This window comes from Pseudomonas sp. Z3-6 (assembly GCF_051131985.1).
In the GTDB taxonomy this organism is placed as follows: Bacteria; Pseudomonadota; Gammaproteobacteria; order Pseudomonadales; family Pseudomonadaceae; genus Aquipseudomonas; species Aquipseudomonas zanjanensis.
The window spans coordinates 3,833,691-3,852,988 of the sequence record NZ_CP071644.1; the positions used below are offsets into that span (position 1 = coordinate 3,833,691).

14 protein-coding genes are annotated in these 19,298 nt (G+C 60.4%); 10 read left to right on the forward strand and 4 right to left on the reverse strand.

From position 1 onward, the window contains the following. Positions 1 to 31 precede the first annotated feature (31 nt). From J3P88_RS17030 to J3P88_RS17045, 4 genes are all read right to left on the reverse strand, one after another. Complete coding sequence (locus tag J3P88_RS17030) at positions 32 to 1,411, reverse strand: heavy metal sensor histidine kinase (protein WP_411384689.1); 1,380 nt, start codon at positions 1,409 to 1,411, stop codon at positions 32 to 34. Next, on the reverse strand, positions 1,411 to 2,115 hold the full coding sequence (locus J3P88_RS17035; protein WP_434570457.1) for a heavy metal response regulator transcription factor: 705 nt from the start codon (positions 2,113 to 2,115) through the stop codon (positions 1,411 to 1,413). The genes J3P88_RS17030 and J3P88_RS17035 overlap by 1 nt, the downstream gene beginning before the upstream one ends. 166 nt (positions 2,116 to 2,281) lie before the next feature. Further along, positions 2,282 to 2,575: a type II toxin-antitoxin system RelE/ParE family toxin gene (locus J3P88_RS17040; protein WP_186705665.1), complete on the reverse strand. Its 294-nt coding sequence runs from the start codon at positions 2,573 to 2,575 to the stop codon at positions 2,282 to 2,284. After that, the gene (locus tag J3P88_RS17045; RefSeq protein WP_434570460.1) at positions 2,563 to 2,835 is read right to left on the reverse strand and encodes a CopG family ribbon-helix-helix protein; all 273 of its coding nucleotides are present in this window, start codon (positions 2,833 to 2,835) and stop codon (positions 2,563 to 2,565) included. The genes J3P88_RS17040 and J3P88_RS17045 overlap by 13 nt, the downstream gene beginning before the upstream one ends. A 506-nt stretch (positions 2,836 to 3,341) precedes the next feature. On the opposite strand from J3P88_RS17045, the gene J3P88_RS17050 reads away from it, so the two are divergent. The 10 genes from J3P88_RS17050 to J3P88_RS17095 all read left to right on the forward strand — a co-directional run bounded on the left by J3P88_RS17050 (position 3,342) and on the right by J3P88_RS17095 (position 19,104). Next, entirely contained in the window at positions 3,342 to 5,567 is a 2,226-nt protein-coding gene (locus J3P88_RS17050) for a type VI secretion system Vgr family protein (protein WP_434570462.1), read from the forward strand. 16 nt (positions 5,568 to 5,583) lie between these two features. Beyond that, a complete protein-coding gene (locus J3P88_RS17055; RefSeq protein ID WP_434570464.1) occupies positions 5,584 to 6,042 on the forward strand; it encodes a DUF6484 domain-containing protein in 459 nt (152 codons plus the stop codon). 12 nt (positions 6,043 to 6,054) lie between these two features. Further along, a complete protein-coding gene (locus J3P88_RS17060; RefSeq protein ID WP_434570466.1) occupies positions 6,055 to 7,197 on the forward strand; it encodes a DUF2169 family type VI secretion system accessory protein in 1,143 nt (380 codons plus the stop codon). Beyond that, positions 7,194 to 8,258 carry a 3-oxoacyl-ACP synthase gene (locus tag J3P88_RS17065; protein ID WP_434570468.1) on the forward strand — a complete coding sequence of 355 codons (1,065 nt, stop codon included), beginning with the start codon at positions 7,194 to 7,196 and terminating at the stop codon, positions 8,256 to 8,258. The genes J3P88_RS17060 and J3P88_RS17065 overlap by 4 nt, the downstream gene beginning before the upstream one ends. Next, on the forward strand, positions 8,255 to 9,166 hold the full coding sequence (locus J3P88_RS17070; protein ID WP_434570470.1) for a DUF4150 domain-containing protein: 912 nt from the start codon (positions 8,255 to 8,257) through the stop codon (positions 9,164 to 9,166). The genes J3P88_RS17065 and J3P88_RS17070 overlap by 4 nt, the downstream gene beginning before the upstream one ends. Before the next feature lie 2 nt (positions 9,167 to 9,168). Beyond that, positions 9,169 to 10,035: a hypothetical protein gene (locus J3P88_RS17075; protein ID WP_434570472.1), complete on the forward strand. Its 867-nt coding sequence runs from the start codon at positions 9,169 to 9,171 to the stop codon at positions 10,033 to 10,035. A 15-nt stretch (positions 10,036 to 10,050) separates the two neighbouring features. Next, a complete protein-coding gene (locus tag J3P88_RS17080; protein ID WP_434570473.1) occupies positions 10,051 to 11,295 on the forward strand; it encodes a TIGR02270 family protein in 1,245 nt (414 codons plus the stop codon). 339 nt (positions 11,296 to 11,634) lie between these two features. Next, positions 11,635 to 12,837, forward strand: coding sequence for a M48 family metalloprotease (locus tag J3P88_RS17085; RefSeq protein ID WP_434570475.1), 1,203 nt, complete (start codon positions 11,635 to 11,637; stop codon positions 12,835 to 12,837). Next, positions 12,825 to 18,269 (forward strand): AAA domain-containing protein, encoded by a 5,445-nt coding sequence (locus J3P88_RS17090; RefSeq protein ID WP_434570477.1) that lies wholly within the window; start codon positions 12,825 to 12,827, stop codon positions 18,267 to 18,269. The genes J3P88_RS17085 and J3P88_RS17090 overlap by 13 nt, the downstream gene beginning before the upstream one ends. Positions 18,270 to 18,324: 55 nt before the next feature. Further along, positions 18,325 to 19,104, forward strand: a complete 780-nt coding sequence (locus J3P88_RS17095) for an SDR family NAD(P)-dependent oxidoreductase (protein WP_434570479.1) — start codon at positions 18,325 to 18,327, stop codon at positions 19,102 to 19,104. The last annotated feature ends 194 nt before the right edge of the window (positions 19,105 to 19,298 follow it).

Consider the following 19,298-nt stretch of genomic DNA (forward strand, 5'->3'; position numbering starts at 1 on the left):
GGGCGGGCTTTTATTCGCGGGGGGGCGACGACTAAGGCGCCGCCTGGTTCATCAAGGAAAAGCCGAAGGTATTGAAGCCATTTTCGCTATGGGCGAACACACGCCCGCCGTGCATGGACGCCACCGCTCGCACGATGGAAAGGCCCAGGCCATGGTGCGCATCGCTTCGCGCCCGGGCGGCGTCGGCGCGATAGAAACGCTCGAACAAACGCTCCAGGTGCACCGTGTCGATAGGCTCCCCGGCATTGGAAACGCTCACCTCGACCTGCATGCCGTGGCTGACCAGGCTCACGGTGATGATGCTGGTCGGCACCGCGTAGCGCGCCGCGTTCTGTATCAGATTGGCCAGGGAACGGTGAAAAAGGCGTCGGTCGATGCACACGCGCATGTCGCCTTGGATCTCCACGCTCAGTTGTTTGTCGTGCAGCACCGGCTCCAGGTACTCCACCGTCTTCGACGCCTCTTCATACAGCGAGACATCACTGAGTTCGGTGGCCCGCTGCCCGCTTTCCGCCCCGGCGAGGAACAGCATGTCGTTGACGATGCCGCCCATCCGTTCCAGCTCTTCGAGGTTCGATTGCAGCAGGTCTTGGAGCTCACCCACATCTCGTCCATGGGCCAAGGCCACCTGGGTCTGGCCGATCAGGTTGGTCAGGGGTGTGCGCAACTCGTGGGCGACATTGGCGTTGAACCCTTCGAGCTGACACCACGCCGTTTCCTGGCGCGCCAGGGCGCCGTTGAACGATACCGCCAATTCCTGCAATTCCGCGGGCAACGCCTCAGTGTCCAGCCGCTGCTTCGAATCCCCCGGCGGCAGGCTATTGGCCTGACGGCTCAAGCGCCGCACCGGCCCGAGGCCGAAACGCGCGATCCAGTAACCGAGCAGCGCAACCAGGCCGATGCCCAACGCCGAAGTCAGGATCAGTATCTTGGTGAAATGGTTCAGGGTCTTCCTGAACGGCGTCGAGTCCAATCCCACGATGAAGCGCAGTTCCGGGCGATTGCCCATGGCGGGAATGGTCTTGAGCAAAACCATCATGGGGCACTCACGCTCTCGCCCAGGCAATTGGAGGCTGAAGAGTCCATCGGCGCGCTTGGACCAATCCTGGCCGTCCGGCATCGCCCCGCCATAGCTGAAGGCCGGGTTATCCACCAGAATCCAATAACGGACCCGTTCATCCGCGGGCGTCAGGCCGTCGAGCTTCTGACGCAAGCCGACCCAGAACGTCGGCGAATCGTATTTCGCCAGCACCGGGTCAAGCACCGAATGGCGCAGGACCAGTTCGTTCTGCATCTGTTCATCGAGCGATTGCTTCAAGGACGAACGCAGCAGTGTCGCGCTGATCGACATGATCAGCAGGACAGCGAGGGCGAACATCAGGGCCAGCCGCTTGGCGATGGAAATCTTCATCACGACGCACCATTTTGCCTGCTAGGTTCTTCCCGGCTTTCCAGCACATACCCCATGCCGCGGACGGTATGCAGCAGCTTGCGCGGATACGGCGCGTCCACCTTGGCGCGCACGCGCTTGATCGCGACCTCCACCACATTGGCGTCGCTGTCGAAATTCATGTCCCAGACCTGCTCGGCAATCATCAACTTGGACAAAATTTCGCCCTGATGTCGCGCCAACAGGCTCAACAGACAGAACTCCTTGGCCGTCAGGTCCAGCCTCAGCCCACCCCGGGTCACCTTGCGTGCTTGCAGGTCGACCTCCAGGTCGTCGATGCGCAAATGCGTCAGGTCGGCCGTGTCACCGGCGCGGCGACGGATCAAGGCTTGGACGCGCGCGACCAGTTCGGCAAATGAAAATGGTTTGCCCAGGTAATCATCGGCGCCCTCGCGCAGCCCTCGAATGCGGTCATCCACGGTTCCCCTGGCGGACAACATGATGACCGGGGTTTTCTTGTGCAGGCGCAGCCCTTGCAGCACGTCGTAGCCGTCCTTGCCCGGCAGCATCACATCCAGGACCACCACGTCGTAATCCCATTCCAGCGCGTAATGCAGGCCATCGATGCCATTGGTGGCAACGTCGACGATGTAGCCGAGCTCGGTCAAGCCACGATGGACGTAGGAGGAGGTTTTTTCTTCATCCTCGACAATGAGCAGGCGCATCAGGTAACTCCTCTACGGAAGCAAGGCAACCCAGTGAGTCTAGGCAGTGAAGGTGTCTGGAGGCTGACGGCTTCCTGACATTTTTGTCAGAAAGGGTTCGAGGACTGAATATCACCCCAACAGGCTTGCGAAACTGAGCAGCCTTCGGGGATGACTTTGTGTCTCCTCAGTAACCCGCTTCCTTTTGGTGTCGGAACGCCAATACGTACACGTTTTCTTCCGCGGGAACAAAACGGTAAAGCGCGACGTAGCCCGCGTCACCAAAAGTAATGATCAACTCTCGTAGTTCGGGTGACTCGGCGAGGGGGCGACCGATGTGGGGGTCGGTTTCCAGGCGCATCAACTGCTGCTCAATGACTTGAGCCGCCCTGCGCGTCACCTGTACGTCTTTTTCCAACAGGAAACGACGACAACGCTCCAGACCCTCAGCCGCCCCTGCAGTCACAATCAATCGTGGCATGCAGGAAGCTCCGACTCTTCCTCGGTTCCCCACGTTTTAAGCCAGTCTCGAGTCTCCGCCCCGGTCAGGTGCAGGCCCGTTTCCTGGTAGGCCTTCCACGAAGCCAACGCTTCCTGCCTGAAATTTTCCCGCGCTTCCTCCCGTACCACATACTGAGAAAGGGCTTCTCGCATGATCCAATGGGCCGAGCGCTGCCGCGCATTCGCCAACTGCTGGATGCGATACTTCAGATCTTCATCGATTTTGATCGACGTCGCCATAACGGCCCTCCAATATCAATAGGTATTACCTTTGAATACGATAGCACACTGAAACGTGCCTGATCCGGATGAGGATACGCGTAGAAGCGATACGTCCAGACGTGTGCAATCAGTTGGGAGCCAGGTTTAAACGGCTATGGCGCGGACCACCATGCTAATTGCCATCTCACTGTTTATTCGATTTAAGAATAATAAATATAGCTAACGAAACTAAGCAAACGACCTTCCAGTCACCTATCTTGACCTCAATATCTGCCAGTCGGGCTGATGCTGAAGCGTTATCCAACTGGCGCCGGACGAACGTTAATCCGCAGGATACGGATGCGCTCCTACTCTCACGTTGATTGAAACCGCAATACCGATAAGGAGATCCCCCCTGTGGTGGATGTACAGCAATTGTTGGACTCGACTTCCCCTGGCATCCCCCATGGCGCGGACCCTGCGTACGCCGCCACCTTCCTTGCAACGGCCAACTGAAACCCAAACAAGAGCCAAGGAAGTCGCTCATGGCAATCACGCAAAACAGCCGTCTGGTGCAGGTCGACAGTCCGCTCGGCGGCGATGTCCTGGTGCTGCAGGGCATGGAAGGCAGCGAAGAACTGGGGCGGTTGTTTCACTACGAATTGGACCTGACGTCCGAAGATCGGGCGATCACCTTCGATCAATTGCTGGGCAAGCCGATGGGCCTGACCCTGGAACTGTATGACGGCGGCAAACGCTACTTCCACGGCATCGTTTGCAGTTGCCGGCAGTTGACCGGGCACGGTCAGTTCGCCGGCTACCGCGTCAGCCTGCGGCCCTGGTTCTGGCTGCTCACGCGCACCTCCGATTGCCGGATTTTCCAGAACAAGACGGTGCCGGACATCATCAAGCAGGTGTTCCGCGACCTCGGTTTTTCCGATTTCGAAGACAGCCTGAGCGGCAGCTACCGTGAGTGGGAGTATTGCGTGCAGTACCGCGAAACCAGCTTCGACTTCGTCAGTCGGCTGATGGAGCAGGAAGGCATCTATTACTACTTTCGCCATGAAAAGGGCCGTCACGTTCTGGTCCTCGCCGATGCCTATGGCGCCCACTCCACGGCGGCGGACTATGCTTCGGTGCCCTTCTACCCGCCCGATCGGCAAATGCGCGAGCGCGATCATTTCTACGACTGGCAACTGGCGCGGGAAGTACAGCCCGGCTCGCTGGCGCTGAACGACTATGACTTCCTGCGCCCACGCGCCAGCCTTGAGGTGCGTTCCAGTGTGCCGCGCAACCACACCAACGCCGACTACCCGCTCTACGACTACCCGGGTGAGTACGTCCAGAGCAACGATGGCGATCACTACGCGCGGACCCGCATCGAAGCCATTCACAGCCAGTTCGAGCGTGTGCAATTGCGTGGCCGCGCCCGCGGGATCGGTTGCGGTCATCTGTTCACGCTGACGGGTTACGACCGCGAGGATCAGAACCGCGAGTACCTGGTGGTGATCGCCCGTTATCAGATTCGTCAGGACGCCTACGAAAGCGGGCAGTCGGAGGTCGCCGAACAGTTCGTCAGCGAGCTGGACTGCATGGATGCCAACCAGACCTTCCGCCCTCTGCCCCTCACGCCGATGCCCATCGTCCGTGGGCCGCAGACTGCCGTGGTGGTGGGGCCCAGTGGCGAGGAGATCTGGACCGATCAATATGGCCGGGTCAAAGTGCACTTTCATTGGGATCGTCATGACCAGTCCAATGAAAACAGCTCCTGCTGGATTCGCGTGTCCCAGGCCTGGGCCGGCAAGAACTGGGGCTCCGTGCAGCTTCCGCGGATCGGCCAGGAAGTCATCGTCAGTTTCCTCGAAGGCGATCCGGATCGACCGATCATCACCGGCCGCGTCTACAACGCCGAACAGACCGTGCCCTACGCGCTGCCCGCCAATGCCACCCAAAGCGGGACGAAAAGCCGTTCAAGCAAGGGCGGCTCACCGGCGAACTTCAATGAAATCCGCATGGAGGATAAAAAAGGCGCCGAACAGCTGTTTATCCACGCTGAGAAGAACCAGGACATCGAAGTCGAGAACGACGAAACCCACTGGGTCGGCCACGACCGCCGCAAGACCATCGACAACGACGAGACCGTGCACGTCAAGCACGACCGCACCGAAACCGTCGATAACAACGAAACCATCACCATCGGGGTGGATCGCAAGGAAAAGGTCGGCAATAACGAAACCATCTCCATTGGCGTGAACCGTACCGAGGATGTCGGCAGCGACGAGAAAATCACCATTGGCGCCAATCGCACCGAGAACGTGGGCAGCAACGAAACCATCACCATCGGCGCGGACCGCACGGAAAAAGTCGGTGCCAACGAGACGATCACCATCGTCAGCAACCGCACCGAGGACGTAGGCGGCAACGAAACGATTGGCATCAAGGGCAACCGTAACGAGACGGTCCAGGGCAACGAAGGGATCGAGATCAACGGCAACCAGAGTACCCAGATCGGCCAGAACGAATCCCGCGACGTCACCCAGAACCGCAGCACCAACGTCAAGCAGAACGACACCCTGGACGTCGGCAAGCACTTCGCCCTCACTGCTGGTGACTCCATCAGCCTGACCACGGGCGCGGCCAGCATCACCCTGAAGAAGGACGGCACCATTGTGATCAGCGGCAAGAACATTACCATCGACGGCTCCGGCGCCATCAACATCAAGGCGAACAAGAACGTGGTCGTCAAAGGCCAGAAAATCCTGCAGAACTAGCCACGGAGTGGGCGCCATGACCGTTGAATATCATTTACCCGCTTCCTCTACCGCCACCCCCGCCCGCGTGGATGGCGTCGTGATCGGGGTGCTGCTGGATGTGCCCAGTGCAGATGCGCCGGTAGTGGCCTTCCCGGGCTGCCTCGGCGAAACCGGCCTCGCCGCGCGCACCACCACGCCGCTCTCCCGTGAAGACATCGGCGCCCAGGTCGCCCTGATGTTCGAGGCCGGCGACCCGGCCCGGCCGCTGGTGATCGGTCGTATCCAGCGCCTGTTGGCGACCGCGACACCCGCGGTTGCCCACATGGACGGTGAGCGTCTGGAGTTCACCGCCGAGCGGGAAATCGTCCTGCGCTGTGGCAAGGCCAGCATCACCCTGACCCGCGAAGGCAAAGTGCTGATCCGAGGGACCTACCTTTCGAGCCGATCATCCGGCGTGAACCGCATCAAGGGCGGCTCGGTGCAAATCAACTGAGGCAATGGCGCCATGGAATTGGTAAACAAGACCCGTCTCGTCGGCGGTTATACAGCTTCAACCGATAAAACGGGCCGTGAATGGCTGGTCGTGGTGGCAAAAGGAACCTATGGCATTCCAGATCACCCTGGGCAAACACCCCGGCTGCTCGAACAACAGCTTCCGCTGATCATGGCCGATGTGTTCCCAGGCGAACCGAGTGAATCCGCTGCCATATATGAAAACGATTTTGCACTGCACAAGCCGCGCTGCGATGTCCTGCTCAATGGTCACTGCCACGCCCCCAATGGCGAGCCGGCGCCGGAGGTGAACGTAGCGCTGAAAGTGGGGACGCTTGTCAAAGCCTTCAAAGTGATTGGGGCACGAATCTATGAGGATAGCGCCCTCTCATACTCGATCAGCAAGCCTGTTCCATTCACGACCATGCCGATCACCTACGCGCAGGCTTTTGGCGGCGTGGATCGGACGCATGCAGACCCGGCCAAGCACAAATGGTACCCATGGAACCCTGTTGGCGCCGGCTTTTACCCCGCAGCAAACAGTGCTCAGACCAATGGCTTGCCGCTTCCCAATACCGAAGAATTGGACAGACCGGTCACCGCCCCCAACGAACATTACAAGCCAATGGCATTTGGCCCGATTGGTCGGGCATGGCAGCAACGCATCCGGTGGGCGGGCACTTATGATCAGGCTTGGCTTGATCATCAATTCCCCTTTCTTCCTGAGGATTTTGACTTGCGCTACTTCCAATGCGCACCCGAGGATCAGCAGATTGACTATCCCCAAGGGGGTGAAGAAGTTGCCCTGCTTAATCTGAGCGATAAAGGCCGGTTGGCATTCAGGCTTCCGGCAAACCTGAAACTGCCGATGCTTGTTGTTTTTCATGGCGACAGCACGCGGGAAACAGCTGCCGTAGTCGACACCGTCATTCTTGAACCTGACGCGAATCGTTTGACGCTGACATGGCGAGCGTCTTCGCCGCTGGGGCGCAACATCAAGGAAGTAGCCAAGGTCATCGTCGGGCAAACCACCGAACAGTTCGAACAGGCCAAAGCCTACGAAGAACGCATGCGAGGGAAGCAGCACTTCAAGTCATTGGCTCAACTCGTCGCGTGGACAAAGGAAGCTTATCCTCCCGCGGAAGAGGAGATATGACGTCCATGCAGGGGCCCGCCCTATTCATCACCAGCATGGGCATGGCTTGTCCCGTGGGCTTGTGCGTCGCCAGTGCCTGTGCTGCCAAGCGAGCCGGGCTCTCTGCACTCCAGGAGCTGCCGTTCCTCGACAACGCCTGCGAGCCCATCATCGGTGCGACGGTGCCCAGCGTAGACCTGGCGCTGCCGGCATCGGCGCGGATGTCCGAGTTCATGATGCATGCACTGGTCGAGCTGATACACAGTGCGCCGAAACTGGATTGGAAAACGGTGCCTTTTCTCCTGTGCCTGGCTGAACCGGAGCGTCCAGGCATCGATATCAGGGAAATAGCCCAGACCGTCATACAGGATGTTTCCTCCAAGTTGGGCATCCAATTCGATCCGAACCATTCCAAGGTCATCCCCTCCGGCCATGTTGCCGGCATGCATGCCCTCCATGAAGCCAGTCGTCTAATGCAGGAAATACGTGCCCCCGGCTGCGTGGTGGCGGGTGTTGACTCGCTGCTCAGCGCCTTGACGCTGCAGTGGCTGGATAAGCATCGCCGGCTGAAAACGGCCACTCACAATGACGGCTTGTTCCCCGGCGAAGGGGCCGCGGCCATCCTGGTTCAGCCCTATCGGCAAGCTGGCACCTGCCTGGAAATCTCAGGCCTTGGTTTTGGGCAAGAAGAGGCGCCTCTGTTGTCGAACAAGCCTCTGCGAGCAGGCGGACTGACCGACGCCGCTCGCATGGCGCTTGCGCAGGCAAGACGGGGGATGCATGAAATTGATTGGCGCCTGTCGGATGTCACGGGAGAGCAATACGGGTTCAAAGAGCTTCCGTTGATGGAGGCCCGGCTTTTTCGAACAGTCCGAAAAGAGGATCAGCCACTGTGGCATTGGGCTGAAGCCATGGGTGACACCGGGGCCATTGCCGGAATCGTCCAATTGATACTCGCCGACCAGGCGTTTCGCAAAGGCTATGCACCGGGAACCACTGCGATCTGCCTGAGCAGCGCCCTGGCTGGCGCGCGTGCCGCCGCCGTCGTGCACGACCTCAGTCGATCCGAGGGGGAGCTATGAGCTGTGACGTTTACGCAAACGGTGATGAGATTGCATGCAAGGCGGGTGGCGGCAAGGTGATTGCAGCGTTCCCGGATGTTTGCCTGACGCCACCCCCGCCTCCGGGAGGTCCGATCCCAGTGCCCTATCCGGATACCTCGTTTTCCAAGGACATGAAGAACGGCAGCAAGACCGTCAAGATCGAAAACAAGGAGATCATGTTAAAAAACCGCTCCTTCTATAAAACCTCACCACTGGGTGATGAAGCGGCAACAAGAAGCCAGGGCGCCGGCGTTATCACCCACGTCATCACCGGCAAGACCTATTTCGTTTCCTGGTCAATGGACGTTCTGTTCGAAGGCCAGAACGTCGACCGACATACCGACCTCACCACCTCGAACCATGCCAGCCCGGCGGCGAATGCGGCGGTGCCCATGGTCAACACTGCCAAATACAGCCCGGTGCAACAAGACTCCAAAGTGCCGGGCAAGCATAAGTGTGAATGCTGTGGCGGCGCGGCGCACTCCAAGGCTCAAGCGAACGGGGAGTACATGTCGGAAGCCGAGTTCTACGACACCACGCAAAGTCCCGAGAACGCTGCCGTCCTCGCTAAGGTCCGAGCGAACCCCAAGTGCAAGCACCTGCTACCGCCCGCCGGGAAGCCACCGAGCGGGTGCAATAAATACTACAAGACGGACACGCGGGAGAAAAAGAACATTGAGAATGACTGGGCAATGAACAGACCAAGTTATATGGAATGGAAAGGCGTGAGCCAGGGCGACCCAGTTGCCCATAGGGTCCCCAAGGCGGCCGGAGGTTGCCCCGCTGGCCAAGGAAATCTGGCGCCCACTGGCCGCAAGTGTGCCAAACTCGAAACAGAGTTGAGTGCTCTACAAGACAAACGCGCCAATAGTTTTCGAAGGTCCTAGGGATGAGCACTGCCACTTACAAGTACACCCGCCGACCAGACTTCCTTCACGATTGCTTCTATTGGAAAGGCCGTGGATACCACTACGTCAGTGCAGCCCCCGAAGCCGTGTCATCGCCTGACGGATGGCGGAGCAATGACCCCTGGATTGCACTTGCCTCGATTCTGGAGCGTGCAAAGCATGCAGATTACAGTCATGTTTCCCAGCTCAGAAAATGGATATTGGACACCGATAGCGCGCCAACGCTGGTATCGGCCTGCCTGGGCCTGACCGCGGATGCGGGCCTCGATACGGATTTGGATTTCCTGGCCGAACTCATGATCGACGGACCCGACTATCTACGCATCGAGGCTTGCCTTGCGGCTCAGTGGTCGGGTGTTCTCTGGCTGATACCGTTCATGGTCGAAGCGCGGCGCATGCTGGAACGACGAACCGATCAGGAAGCCGTAGAAGCGAACATTTCAAACCTTCTTGACCCCGTGGGCGGCGAGCCCGATTTCTACGACAGTGGCCTGAGCGAAGATGACTACAGGGCGGCCGTCGATTCGCGACTTGCCAATCTGAAGAACGCCCATGGGAATGACAGAATATCGATCTTGGGCGGCCTACCGGTCGATATGAACAAACAGGCCTGGTTCATGCGCAAGGCCCTGGCCCCTAAAAACATTGACGAATGGATCGATTGGAGCGGCTTTTTGCTCTGGAGACGGAAGTTCGAGGTGTATACCGGGGTTGACTGCTCCAGCTTCTATGGAGAAAACAGCGACTTCCAACCTCTGAATGCAGCGGCGGTCCTGGACCAATACATGGCCTCTCCCCTGCGCTTCGAAGTTGGTAGACGTTACTTTTTTGGAAACCTGGTGCCGTAACAAGACAGAGGCGTCATGGTCCCTATCTCATCAATGATCGAGCAACATGCCGAAGAAGCTTGCTTCCTCATCCTCCTGCACGATCACGCCGTGCGGGCGCCCCATTACGACCTTGATGACGTCAGCAAACTGGACGAGCGCATCGACGCACATCTCGATGGCCTGCGCATTGCCGGCTCAACAGGCCTGGAGACCCTGCTGGCCCAGCTCGGCCCCCACAGCGTCGGCGAGATGTTCGCCAGTGTGCTGCTGTCCTTCGAGGCGGCCAATGCGAAGGCGCTATCGCGGCTCAGCGAGCACCTGAGAAGCGCCATGGAAACAGAACGAGGTTACCTGATGGCCCTGGGTTGGCTCGACTGGGACCGGGTATCGCCCTGGATCGAGCGCATGCTCGTCTCCCCCGAGCCCCTGTTCCGCCGCCTCGGCCTGGGGGCCTGCGGCATGCATCGCCACGACCCAGGCCCGGCCCTCTTGGTCGGACTGTCCGACGCCGACCCAAGCGTGCAGGCACGCGCTGCCCGCACCGCTGGCGAGCTGCGCCGCCGGGACCTGCTGCCGGCGATTCGTGCCCACCGTCAGCATGAAGACGCCGCCACGCGCTTCTGGGCCAATTGGGCCACCGCCCAAATGGGTGATCAGCAGGCCTTGGAACCTCTGCGCACATTTGCCGAACGACCGGGCGAATTTCAATACCGCGCGCTCTGTGTATTACTGGCCTGGCAGGAGCGCGAGCCCAGCATCGCCTGGATACGCCAATGGGTACAGGATCCCAGGGATCGGCGCATCGGCATCCAGGCCCTTGGGCTGCTGGGTGATCCGGTCTGCGTCCCCTGGTTGATCCAGCAGATGAGCGACTTGCCCCATGCCCGCGTCGCCGGCGAAGCCTTCAGCTTGATCACTGGCGCGGACCTGGCGCTACTCGACCTGGAACTGCAGGCCCTGCCGGATTTCGATGCAGGCCCGAACGACAACCCTGAAGATCCCAATGTCGCGATGGACCCCGATGAAAACCTGCCCTGGCCCGACCCGCAGGCAATAACTGCTTGGTGGCAGGCCCACGGCGGCGATTTCCAGGCGGGCGTCGGTTATGTGCTGGGACAAATGCAGAGCGAAGACGGTTTTCGGCACGCCCTTGCCCAGGGCCAGCAACGTCAGCGCATCGCCGCCGCCTGTGGCATCGCCCGCTATCGGCCGAGCGAGGTGCTGTTCCCCACCAGTGCACCGGCCAGGCGGCAAAAGCGGTTGTTGTTCAGGCGATAAGCAGACGATATATCGGGCAGTCCGACGCTCGCGGTTCTGCCAAAATATCATGTGGCTGCACAGCAGAAAAAACTGAACCTGAAAGATCTCGGCGTCGCAGGGACAACTCGATTTTCCTGCAGAACTTTATAAATTGTGCCGTCAGTTAACCACCAGTGGCAGCAGGCCTCGAACTATCGCCGCAGACCATTCCCCTCCCTTCTATAAACAAGGTTCGTATCTTCTCCGCGCCCTAGGTATGCTCGCCCTCAAAGCCGATGACCGAAAAATGGGATGCCAGCCCATGCCGTTGCTGCCCAGGCACAGCGTATGGAGCCGTATCCTCAAGGATGTTGAACGATGAGTAACCCCGCGCTGGATATCAGCAACTTGACGCCATTGCCGTACCACCAGCAGGTGGTGAATTACCTGAAGACCAGCGAGCCGGCTGTCTGGAGTTGGGCCTCATCGCTAGGGGTTCAGCAGGAACACGCGCAAGAGGTTCGCGCGCAACTGCTGCGCGATACGTACCGACTCCATCCCGATACGCATCCCGACGCTTATCAAGCCTGCGAAACCGCGCTCCAGCGCTTGCACATCCAGGCACCGGCCACGCTGTACCAGGCCGGAGATGGCGGCATGAATGCCAGTCTCTATTACCTCGCCGGTGAAGTGCATGTGGTGTTCTACGGCCCGATCCTCGAGCGTCTCGACGCCCAGGAATTACTCGCGCTCTTGGGACATGAGCTGGCGCATTACCGGCTGTGGTCCGAGCATGACGGCGACTACCTGACTGCCGAGCGCATCCTCAACCACACCCTGGCCGATGTTTATACGCCGGCGAGCCTGGAGCAAACCGCCCGTTTGTATAGCCTGCACACCGAAATCTACGCGGACCGAGGTGCGGCATTGGTGGCCAGTGGGCCCGAGGCGGCAATCACTACATTGGTCAAGGTGCACACCGGTATTGTCACGGTCAATGCTGCCAGTTACTTGCAACAAGCCAAGGAACTGGACGGTAACGGCGCGCAACTGTCCCGGGGCGTGTCCCACCCGGAGACCTTCCTGCGCTCACAGGCACTGGACAGTTGGTGGCAGCAGATCCCGGACATTGACGCCTGGCTGCACCGCCGCCTGCGTGGGCCGTTGTCGCTCAACCGCCTGGATGTGACCGACCAGGTCGAGCTCACCGCCCTCACCCGCCGTTTTATCGCCAGTTTCATCAATGCGCCGGCCTTGCAGTCAGAGGCTGTCGGCAACCAGGTACGCGGTTTCTTTCCCGATTGGAAAGACACCGAAACACCATTGGACCTCAGTACCTTGGACGTCGAGCGCATTGATGCGAGCATCCACGAGTACCTGCATTTCATCATGCTCGATCTGTGTCTGGTGGACCACGACCTGCGGGATGATGCCTTGCTGCATGCCGCACGCACCGCGAAAAAATTGGGCAGCGCCGACGACTTTATCAACGTGCTCAAGCGCGATATCAAACTTCCCAAACGCGAGCTCGACCCGCTCATTCGCGCGCTCAAGGCGGAGGTCGACACATGGACCCAATGAATCAGCCAGTAACGTTCAAGCAATTACTCCTGAGCCACGATGGGGCTGCGGTACCGATCGATGATGTGCTGTTCCTGATGCTGCCGCTGCTGCGGCAAGTGGCCCAACTGCATGAACTCGGCCGCGTGGCCCATTTGGGTTACCTCGACGTCATCCTGGGGCCCGAGCGTACCTTGCAACTGCGCAACCCTGAAGGCCTGTCGCCGCGCCTGGCGCTGGAAGCCATCAAGCAGGTGCAGCCCAACCCGGAATCGGCGCTGAACATCATCGGCAATATGCGCTTGACCCGCGATTCGAAAGACGGCGTGGCGATTGCCAATTTGCAGGTCCAGGAAGATCCGCACCAGACCATCGACCATCCCGTGTTTCTCACCGAGTTGCACAGCTGGGAACACAGCCTGGGTCATCACGACGAAATCACCGACATCTTCCAGTTGGGCCAGTTGCTGGCTTGCCTGGCCTGCGGGCTGGATTTCGCCGACCTCGACGACCTCAAATCCTTTGCCCAGCATCGACGCAACCTGTTCCAGCTCAATGGCCGGCTCAACCCGGTGCTGGCGAACCTCATCAATGAGATGACCGAGCTCAACCGCCACGAGCGTGCCACCGACGTCGGCTCATTGGCGCGGCGCCTGGAAACCTGGCGCGAACAGCCGGCCAGCCTCGACGTTGAGCGGGTGCTGGCCGAGGCCGAAGGCCCGGCCTCTCGACGTACAGTGGTGCTGGAGCACCTGCGCAATCGGCTGTTCGACCTGTCCCGGCGCAATCGACTGCTGTACTTCCGTCCCACCCAGGCCAACATCAACCTCACCGTGGCGAGCGTGCCGCTGGTGATGCGCATCGAGAGTATCCGCCCGGAAGCGTTGTGCACCTGGCAAGCGAGCTTTGGCGGCTTTTCCGAGCAGGTGCTGAGCGGCAACCCCGTGGGCTTGCAGCAATGGCTGCGCTTTGAAGACCAGGCCTGGTTGCAGACGTCCCTGGAACGCATCATTCAGGAAACCCGTCGCGACCGTGCCGAGTTTGGTTTCAGCAACCTGCGCCTGGTGGTGGCGTTCATGCGCTGGCATAACCTCAAGGACACCCCGGAAGAACGCATCGTCACGCCGTTGCTGTGGCTATCGGTGGAGCTGAGTCGGAAAAAGGGCGTGCGCGACCAGTTTGTGCTCAAGTGCGATGAGACCGAGGCCGAGTTCAATCCGGTGCTGCGTCACCAACTGCGCCAGCTCTACGACATCCAGCTACCGGAAACCGTGGACCTGCAGACAACATCCCTGGAAACCATTCACGCCGACATCGCCCGGCAGATCAAACTGACTGAGCCGGGCGTTGAACTGCGTCTGCAAAGCAAACCGCAAATCGAGCTGATCCATCAGAAAGCGGTCCAGCACCTGCATCACTTCCAGCGCCGCCGCGCCCGCCAGCGCTCGGCCATGCCGCCGGTGAAACCAGACTTCAGCTACGACCGCGAGGACTATCGCCCGCTGGGCCTGCAGTTGTTCCGGGAAAAGGTCCTGCCCAGCGACCTGCCCCTGCGCAGTGCCGTCGGCGCCAAGCCTGCGGTGCGCACCCAGCACCCGCAAATGGTGGCGAGCAGCACCGAGAGCAGCACCTTCGCCCTGCCCCAGGACCAAGGGCATCGTTACGCCTGGGATATCGACCTGACCCAGGTCACCCTGGCGAATTTCAACTACCGCAAAATGTCGCTGGTACGCGACTACGCGCAATTGATCGAGGAACCGGCCCAGAACGAGGCGTTCGACCGTATGTTCTCCATCGAACCCCGGGAGATCGAAGTCCAGGCGCCAGACCCGATCCCGCTGCCGGAGCAATGGAATGTCGTCGCCGGCGATGCCACGCAGAACGCCGCCGTCAGTCTGGCGCGAACCGGGCGCAACTTTATCATTCAAGGGCCGCCGGGCACCGGCAAGTCCCAGACCATCACCAACCTGATCGCCGATTACGCCGGCCGCGGCCTGCGGGTGCTGTTTGTTTGCGAGAAGCGTGCGGCGTTGGACGTGGTGTTCCATCGCTTGCAACAGAGTGAGCTGGGTGAGCTGTGCTGCCTGATCCACGACTCCCAGAGTGACAAGAAAGCCTTCGTCGGCAACCTGCGCGAATGTTATGAGCGTTGGATCGCTGGCGATGCCCAGTCATCACAGCTGCAAGCAAGACGCAGCGCCGTCCTCGCCACCATGACTCAACAGTTGGACCTGATCGAGCACTTTGAGCAGGCCATGGCCGCGGTTCCGCAAACCCTTGCGTGTTCAGTGCGCGAGCTGGTGCGACACTTGATCGAACTGCCCAGCGCTGCTGCAAAACTGCCCCCCGAAGCCCTGGAGCGCCTGCCTGAATGGCGCCGTTGGCAGTCACAAAACGAACTGACCGGGCGGCTGTACCAAGCCATGACCGAGCGCTTCGGCCTCGACAGTTTTGCGCGCCACCCTTTCAGTCGCCTGGCCTCAAGCGTCATCACCCACGAACATGCCTATGGCCAGCTCAAGGCATTCCTGGATGAAGCCAGCGGGCTGATGGACAGCGTCGAGCCACTGCTGGAGTCATCGTCGAGCCTGTTGTCCAGTGACACGGGCCTGGTTGATGCGCAGGTCTTGACCCAGACGGCCGAGCAAATGAGCGGCTCCAACCTGGTATCTCATCTTGACCTGCTGGAACCCGGCTCACCGGGCTCCCAGACACTGCACGCGGAACATGCCGCCTTGCAGACGTTGACCGTGCAGCAACACAGCATCCGTGAGACGAACCGCCACTGGCGCGACAAACTCGACGCGCAAGATACCCAAGGGGCCCAAGCCCTGGTGCAACGCCTGGAAGGGTCGTTGCTGCGTTGGCTGCAACCGGCCTGGTGGCGACTGCGTAGCGAACTTCAACGGCGTTATGACTTCAGTCAACACGCCATACGCCCAAGTTATCGCAGCGTGCTCGACAACCTTGCTGGCGAACACGTGGTCAATGCCCAGCTACAGGTCGAGCAACAGCGCCTGCAAGGTCTCTATGGCGTGCAAGACGTCGACGTCTTTGTGCAAAACCTGCACGCCTTGCTGCAACAACTGAACACCTCGCCCCTGTTGCGACAATGGGTCGAACGCCTGCGCAACAGCCCTGAAGCCTTACCCGCTGTGCGCCAGGAGGCCAACCTGCGTCAGCCCGTGGCGCGCCTGGCCCAACTCGTCGGTCAGTACTGTGTGTTCGAGCCGGCACCGAGCCTGGGGACGCTGGCCGAGTACCTGCGCGACCTGCGCGAAGAACTCGACGAACTGCCCGATAGCCTGCCCTTGCTCAATGAGCTGCATCAGGCCGACCCGGTCTGCCTGCTGGCCTTGCAACAGCACGCCCTGGTGCAGCGATCCCTTGATGCCTTAATTGCCCAGGAGAACCTGACCCGCCTGTATCGCGCCAACCCGCAACTGGCGCGCTTCGATGGCGCGGCCTTGAGCCTGGCGACCCGCCAGGTCAGCCAGGCCGAAAACAGCCTGCTCAAACACAACGCCCATGTCCTTAGCGCTACGTTGCAGCAACGCTTCCTCGAACATGTGAAGCAGTCGGCCATGTCGGTGACCCAACTGGATGCCGCGGCCCGTGAGTTCAAGAAAGCCTATGCCAAAGGCCGCCGTGAGCTGGAGCACGAGTTGGGCAAGACCATGCGTTATCGCTCCATCCGTGAACTGGCCAGCGGCGACAGTGGCCGGGTGATCAATGACCTCAAGCCCATCTGGCTGATGAGCCCATTGTCGGTGTCCGACACCCTGCCCCTGGCCCCGGACCTGTTCGACGTGGTGATCTTCGACGAAGCCAGCCAAATCCCCAGCGAAGAAGCCGTGCCCGCCCTGAGCCGTGCGCAGCAGGTGATTGTGGTGGGCGATGAGATGCAGTTGCCACCGACCAACTTCTTCTCCAGTGGCGGCGACCAGGACGACAATGAGTTGATTGCCATGGAGGACGGAGAACAGATCGAGATCAACCTCGACGCCGACAGCCTGCTGAGCCAGGCCGCACGCAATCTGCCAGCCACCCTGCTGGCCTGGCACTACCGCAGTCGGCACGAAGCGCTGATCAGTTTTTCCAACGCGGCCTTCTATGAAGGGCGACTTATCACGATCCCCGACCGCCGGATCGAGCGCCCGGCCCCGGCCAACGGGCCGCTGGAATCCACCGATGAACAGGCGGTCATCCAGGGCGCCGATACCTTGCTCGACAGCCCTATCAGCTTCCTGAAGATGCGCGATGGCGTGTACCTCAGCCGCAGCAACGTGGCCGAGGCGCGTTACATCGCCAACCTGGTGCGTGAATTGCTGCGACGCGAGACAGGCCTGAGCCTGGGCATCGTGGCGTTTTCCGAAGCGCAGCAAGGGGAAATAGAACAGGCGCTGGAGAACCTTGCAGCCAGTGACCCGGCCTTCGCCACGCGCCTTGAGCGCGAATACGTGCGTGAAGACGCCGGGCAATTCAACGGCCTGTTCGTCAAGAACCTGGAAAACGTCCAGGGTGACGAACGTGACGTGATCATCCTGAGCATCTGCTATGCGCCAGGGCCGAACGGCAAAATGCTGATGAATTTCGGCCCGATCAATCAGCGCGGCGGGGAAAAACGCCTCAACGTGATTTTCAGCCGCGCGCGCAAACGCATGGCGATCATTTCCAGCATCGAGGCCGATGCCATCACCAACACCCACAATGACGGTGCCGCGGCCCTTCGTGCCTTCCTGCAATTTGCCCAGGCCAGCGCGAACGGTGACGCGCCGCGCTCCCAGGGCATCCTGGCCAACCTCAATCCGGGGGCCAAGCAGTCCTTTGCCGTCACCCTGCCCAAGGACAGCCTGCGCGCCGCCCTCGCCAGCGCCCTGCGCAAGCGCGGGCACGAGGTGCAGGAGTTTGTCGGGCGTTCGCAATTCCGTTGCGACCTGGCGATTAGCGATGCCAGCGGCGAACACTTCAGCCTCGGTATCCTGCTCGATAGCGACGCGTCGGCGACGGCGAACGTGCGCGAACGTTATGTGTTCCGGCCGACCGTGCTGCGCAGTTTCGGCTGGAAGATCATCGACGTACTCAGCCATGACTGGCTGCGGGATCGTGAAGAGGTGCTGAACCGGATCGAAGCCCTGCTTCGTGGTGAAGAGGCGCCCGTGTTGTTGGAGCCGGAGCCAGAGGAGGAAAGCGTCGACACCGAACCGCCATCGGAGCCTGTCGCTGAACCGGCAACCTCAATGCGTGAGTTCACCTTTGGGGAAGGCAACTCCAACAAGTTCTGGCGCATCGGCGTCACGGCGACGGATGTAGTGGTCAACTTCGGCCGCATGGGGACCAAGGGTCAAACCCTGATCAAATCTCTGGAGAGCCCCGAACGTGCACTGCGGGAAGCTGAAAAGCTGATCGCGGAAAAACTGCGCAAGGGTTATCAGGAGCAAACGGTGCCGTAAGTCTCGACGATAGGGTTCAGACACCAGGCAATCACTTACAACCTCTGGAGACACCATGCCAAACCCAACCGGACAGAACCCCGTGGCCCTTGTCAGCGGGGTTGGCAGTGAAATCGGAATCGGCATGGCAATCGCCCGCAGGTTGGGTGCCGCCGGTGCCAGACTGATCATCACCGCCAGCAGCGCACGCATCCTCGAACGCGTCGCAGAGTTGCGTGCCGAAGGGTTCGACGTCGAAGGGCGGGCTCTCGATCTTACCGATGAAAACCAGGTCCGTGAGTTTATGGTATGGGCGGAATCCGTCTGGGGGCAGGTCGATATTCTGGTGAACAACGCGGGCATGGCCATGCAAGGCAGTCCGGAGTTTTTTTCCGACTTGGCGACCATGGACCTGCACACCTGGAACCTGACACTGGCGCGAAACCTCACCACGGCCTTTCTGCTTACGCGGGCGGTCCTGCCCGGCATGCGTGCGCGTCGTTACGGGCGCATCGTCAACATCAGTTCCACGACCGGCACCCGCTGCAGCAACCCCGGTGAAGCGGCTTACAGCGCCGCGAAAGCCGCAATGGTTGGCATGAGCATGAGCCTGGCGCTGGAAGTCGCCCAGCAAGGGATCACTGTCAACAGCGTCGCGCCCGGCTGGATCACCACGGGGTCGACCGCCGCCGAGGAAGCCAAGGCAGCTGGCTACACGCCGATGGGCCGGGCCGGACGTCCCGAAGAGGTGGCGGCATTGGTGGCTTTCCTGGCGTCGGCAGAGGCCAGCTACCTCACTGGCGAAGTCATCGTGGTGGATGGTGGAAACTGCCTGGTCGAGAACAAGGCGCCTTGATTCCCCTGTGGGAGCGAGCTTGCTTGCGATGGCGGTGGTTCAGCTAAATGAGTGTTGGATTGGCTGCCCTCTTCGCGAGCAGGCTCGCTCCCACAAGGGGCTGGGATAGACCTGAATGTTGTGCCTGCTCGCGATGGCGGTGGTTCAGGAGGCATAAGGGCTTCGAGAACAGCACGGTCTTGTGGCGAGGGAGC

Excerpts from the sequence above, each read along its gene's own strand:
- J3P88_RS17080 (WP_434570473.1), top strand. The coding sequence starts at position 10,051 with ATGGTCCCTATCTCATCAATGATCGAGCAACATGCCGAAGAAGCTTGC.
- J3P88_RS17035 (WP_434570457.1), bottom strand. The coding sequence starts at position 2,115 with ATGCGCCTGCTCATTGTCGAGGATGAAGAAAAAACCTCCTCCTACGTC.
- J3P88_RS17065 (WP_434570468.1), top strand. The coding sequence starts at position 7,194 with ATGACGTCCATGCAGGGGCCCGCCCTATTCATCACCAGCATGGGCATG.
- J3P88_RS17055 (WP_434570464.1), top strand. The coding sequence starts at position 5,584 with ATGACCGTTGAATATCATTTACCCGCTTCCTCTACCGCCACCCCCGCC.
- J3P88_RS17095 (WP_434570479.1), top strand. The coding sequence starts at position 18,325 with ATGCCAAACCCAACCGGACAGAACCCCGTGGCCCTTGTCAGCGGGGTT.
- J3P88_RS17045 (WP_434570460.1), bottom strand. The coding sequence starts at position 2,835 with ATGGCGACGTCGATCAAAATCGATGAAGATCTGAAGTATCGCATCCAG.
- J3P88_RS17070 (WP_434570470.1), top strand. The coding sequence starts at position 8,255 with ATGAGCTGTGACGTTTACGCAAACGGTGATGAGATTGCATGCAAGGCG.
- J3P88_RS17075 (WP_434570472.1), top strand. The coding sequence starts at position 9,169 with ATGAGCACTGCCACTTACAAGTACACCCGCCGACCAGACTTCCTTCAC.
- J3P88_RS17040 (WP_186705665.1), bottom strand. The coding sequence starts at position 2,575 with ATGCCACGATTGATTGTGACTGCAGGGGCGGCTGAGGGTCTGGAGCGT.
- J3P88_RS17090 (WP_434570477.1), top strand. The coding sequence starts at position 12,825 with ATGGACCCAATGAATCAGCCAGTAACGTTCAAGCAATTACTCCTGAGC.
- J3P88_RS17060 (WP_434570466.1), top strand. The coding sequence starts at position 6,055 with ATGGAATTGGTAAACAAGACCCGTCTCGTCGGCGGTTATACAGCTTCA.
- J3P88_RS17030 (WP_411384689.1), bottom strand. The coding sequence starts at position 1,411 with ATGAAGATTTCCATCGCCAAGCGGCTGGCCCTGATGTTCGCCCTCGCT.
- J3P88_RS17050 (WP_434570462.1), top strand. The coding sequence starts at position 3,342 with ATGGCAATCACGCAAAACAGCCGTCTGGTGCAGGTCGACAGTCCGCTC.
- J3P88_RS17085 (WP_434570475.1), top strand. The coding sequence starts at position 11,635 with ATGAGTAACCCCGCGCTGGATATCAGCAACTTGACGCCATTGCCGTAC.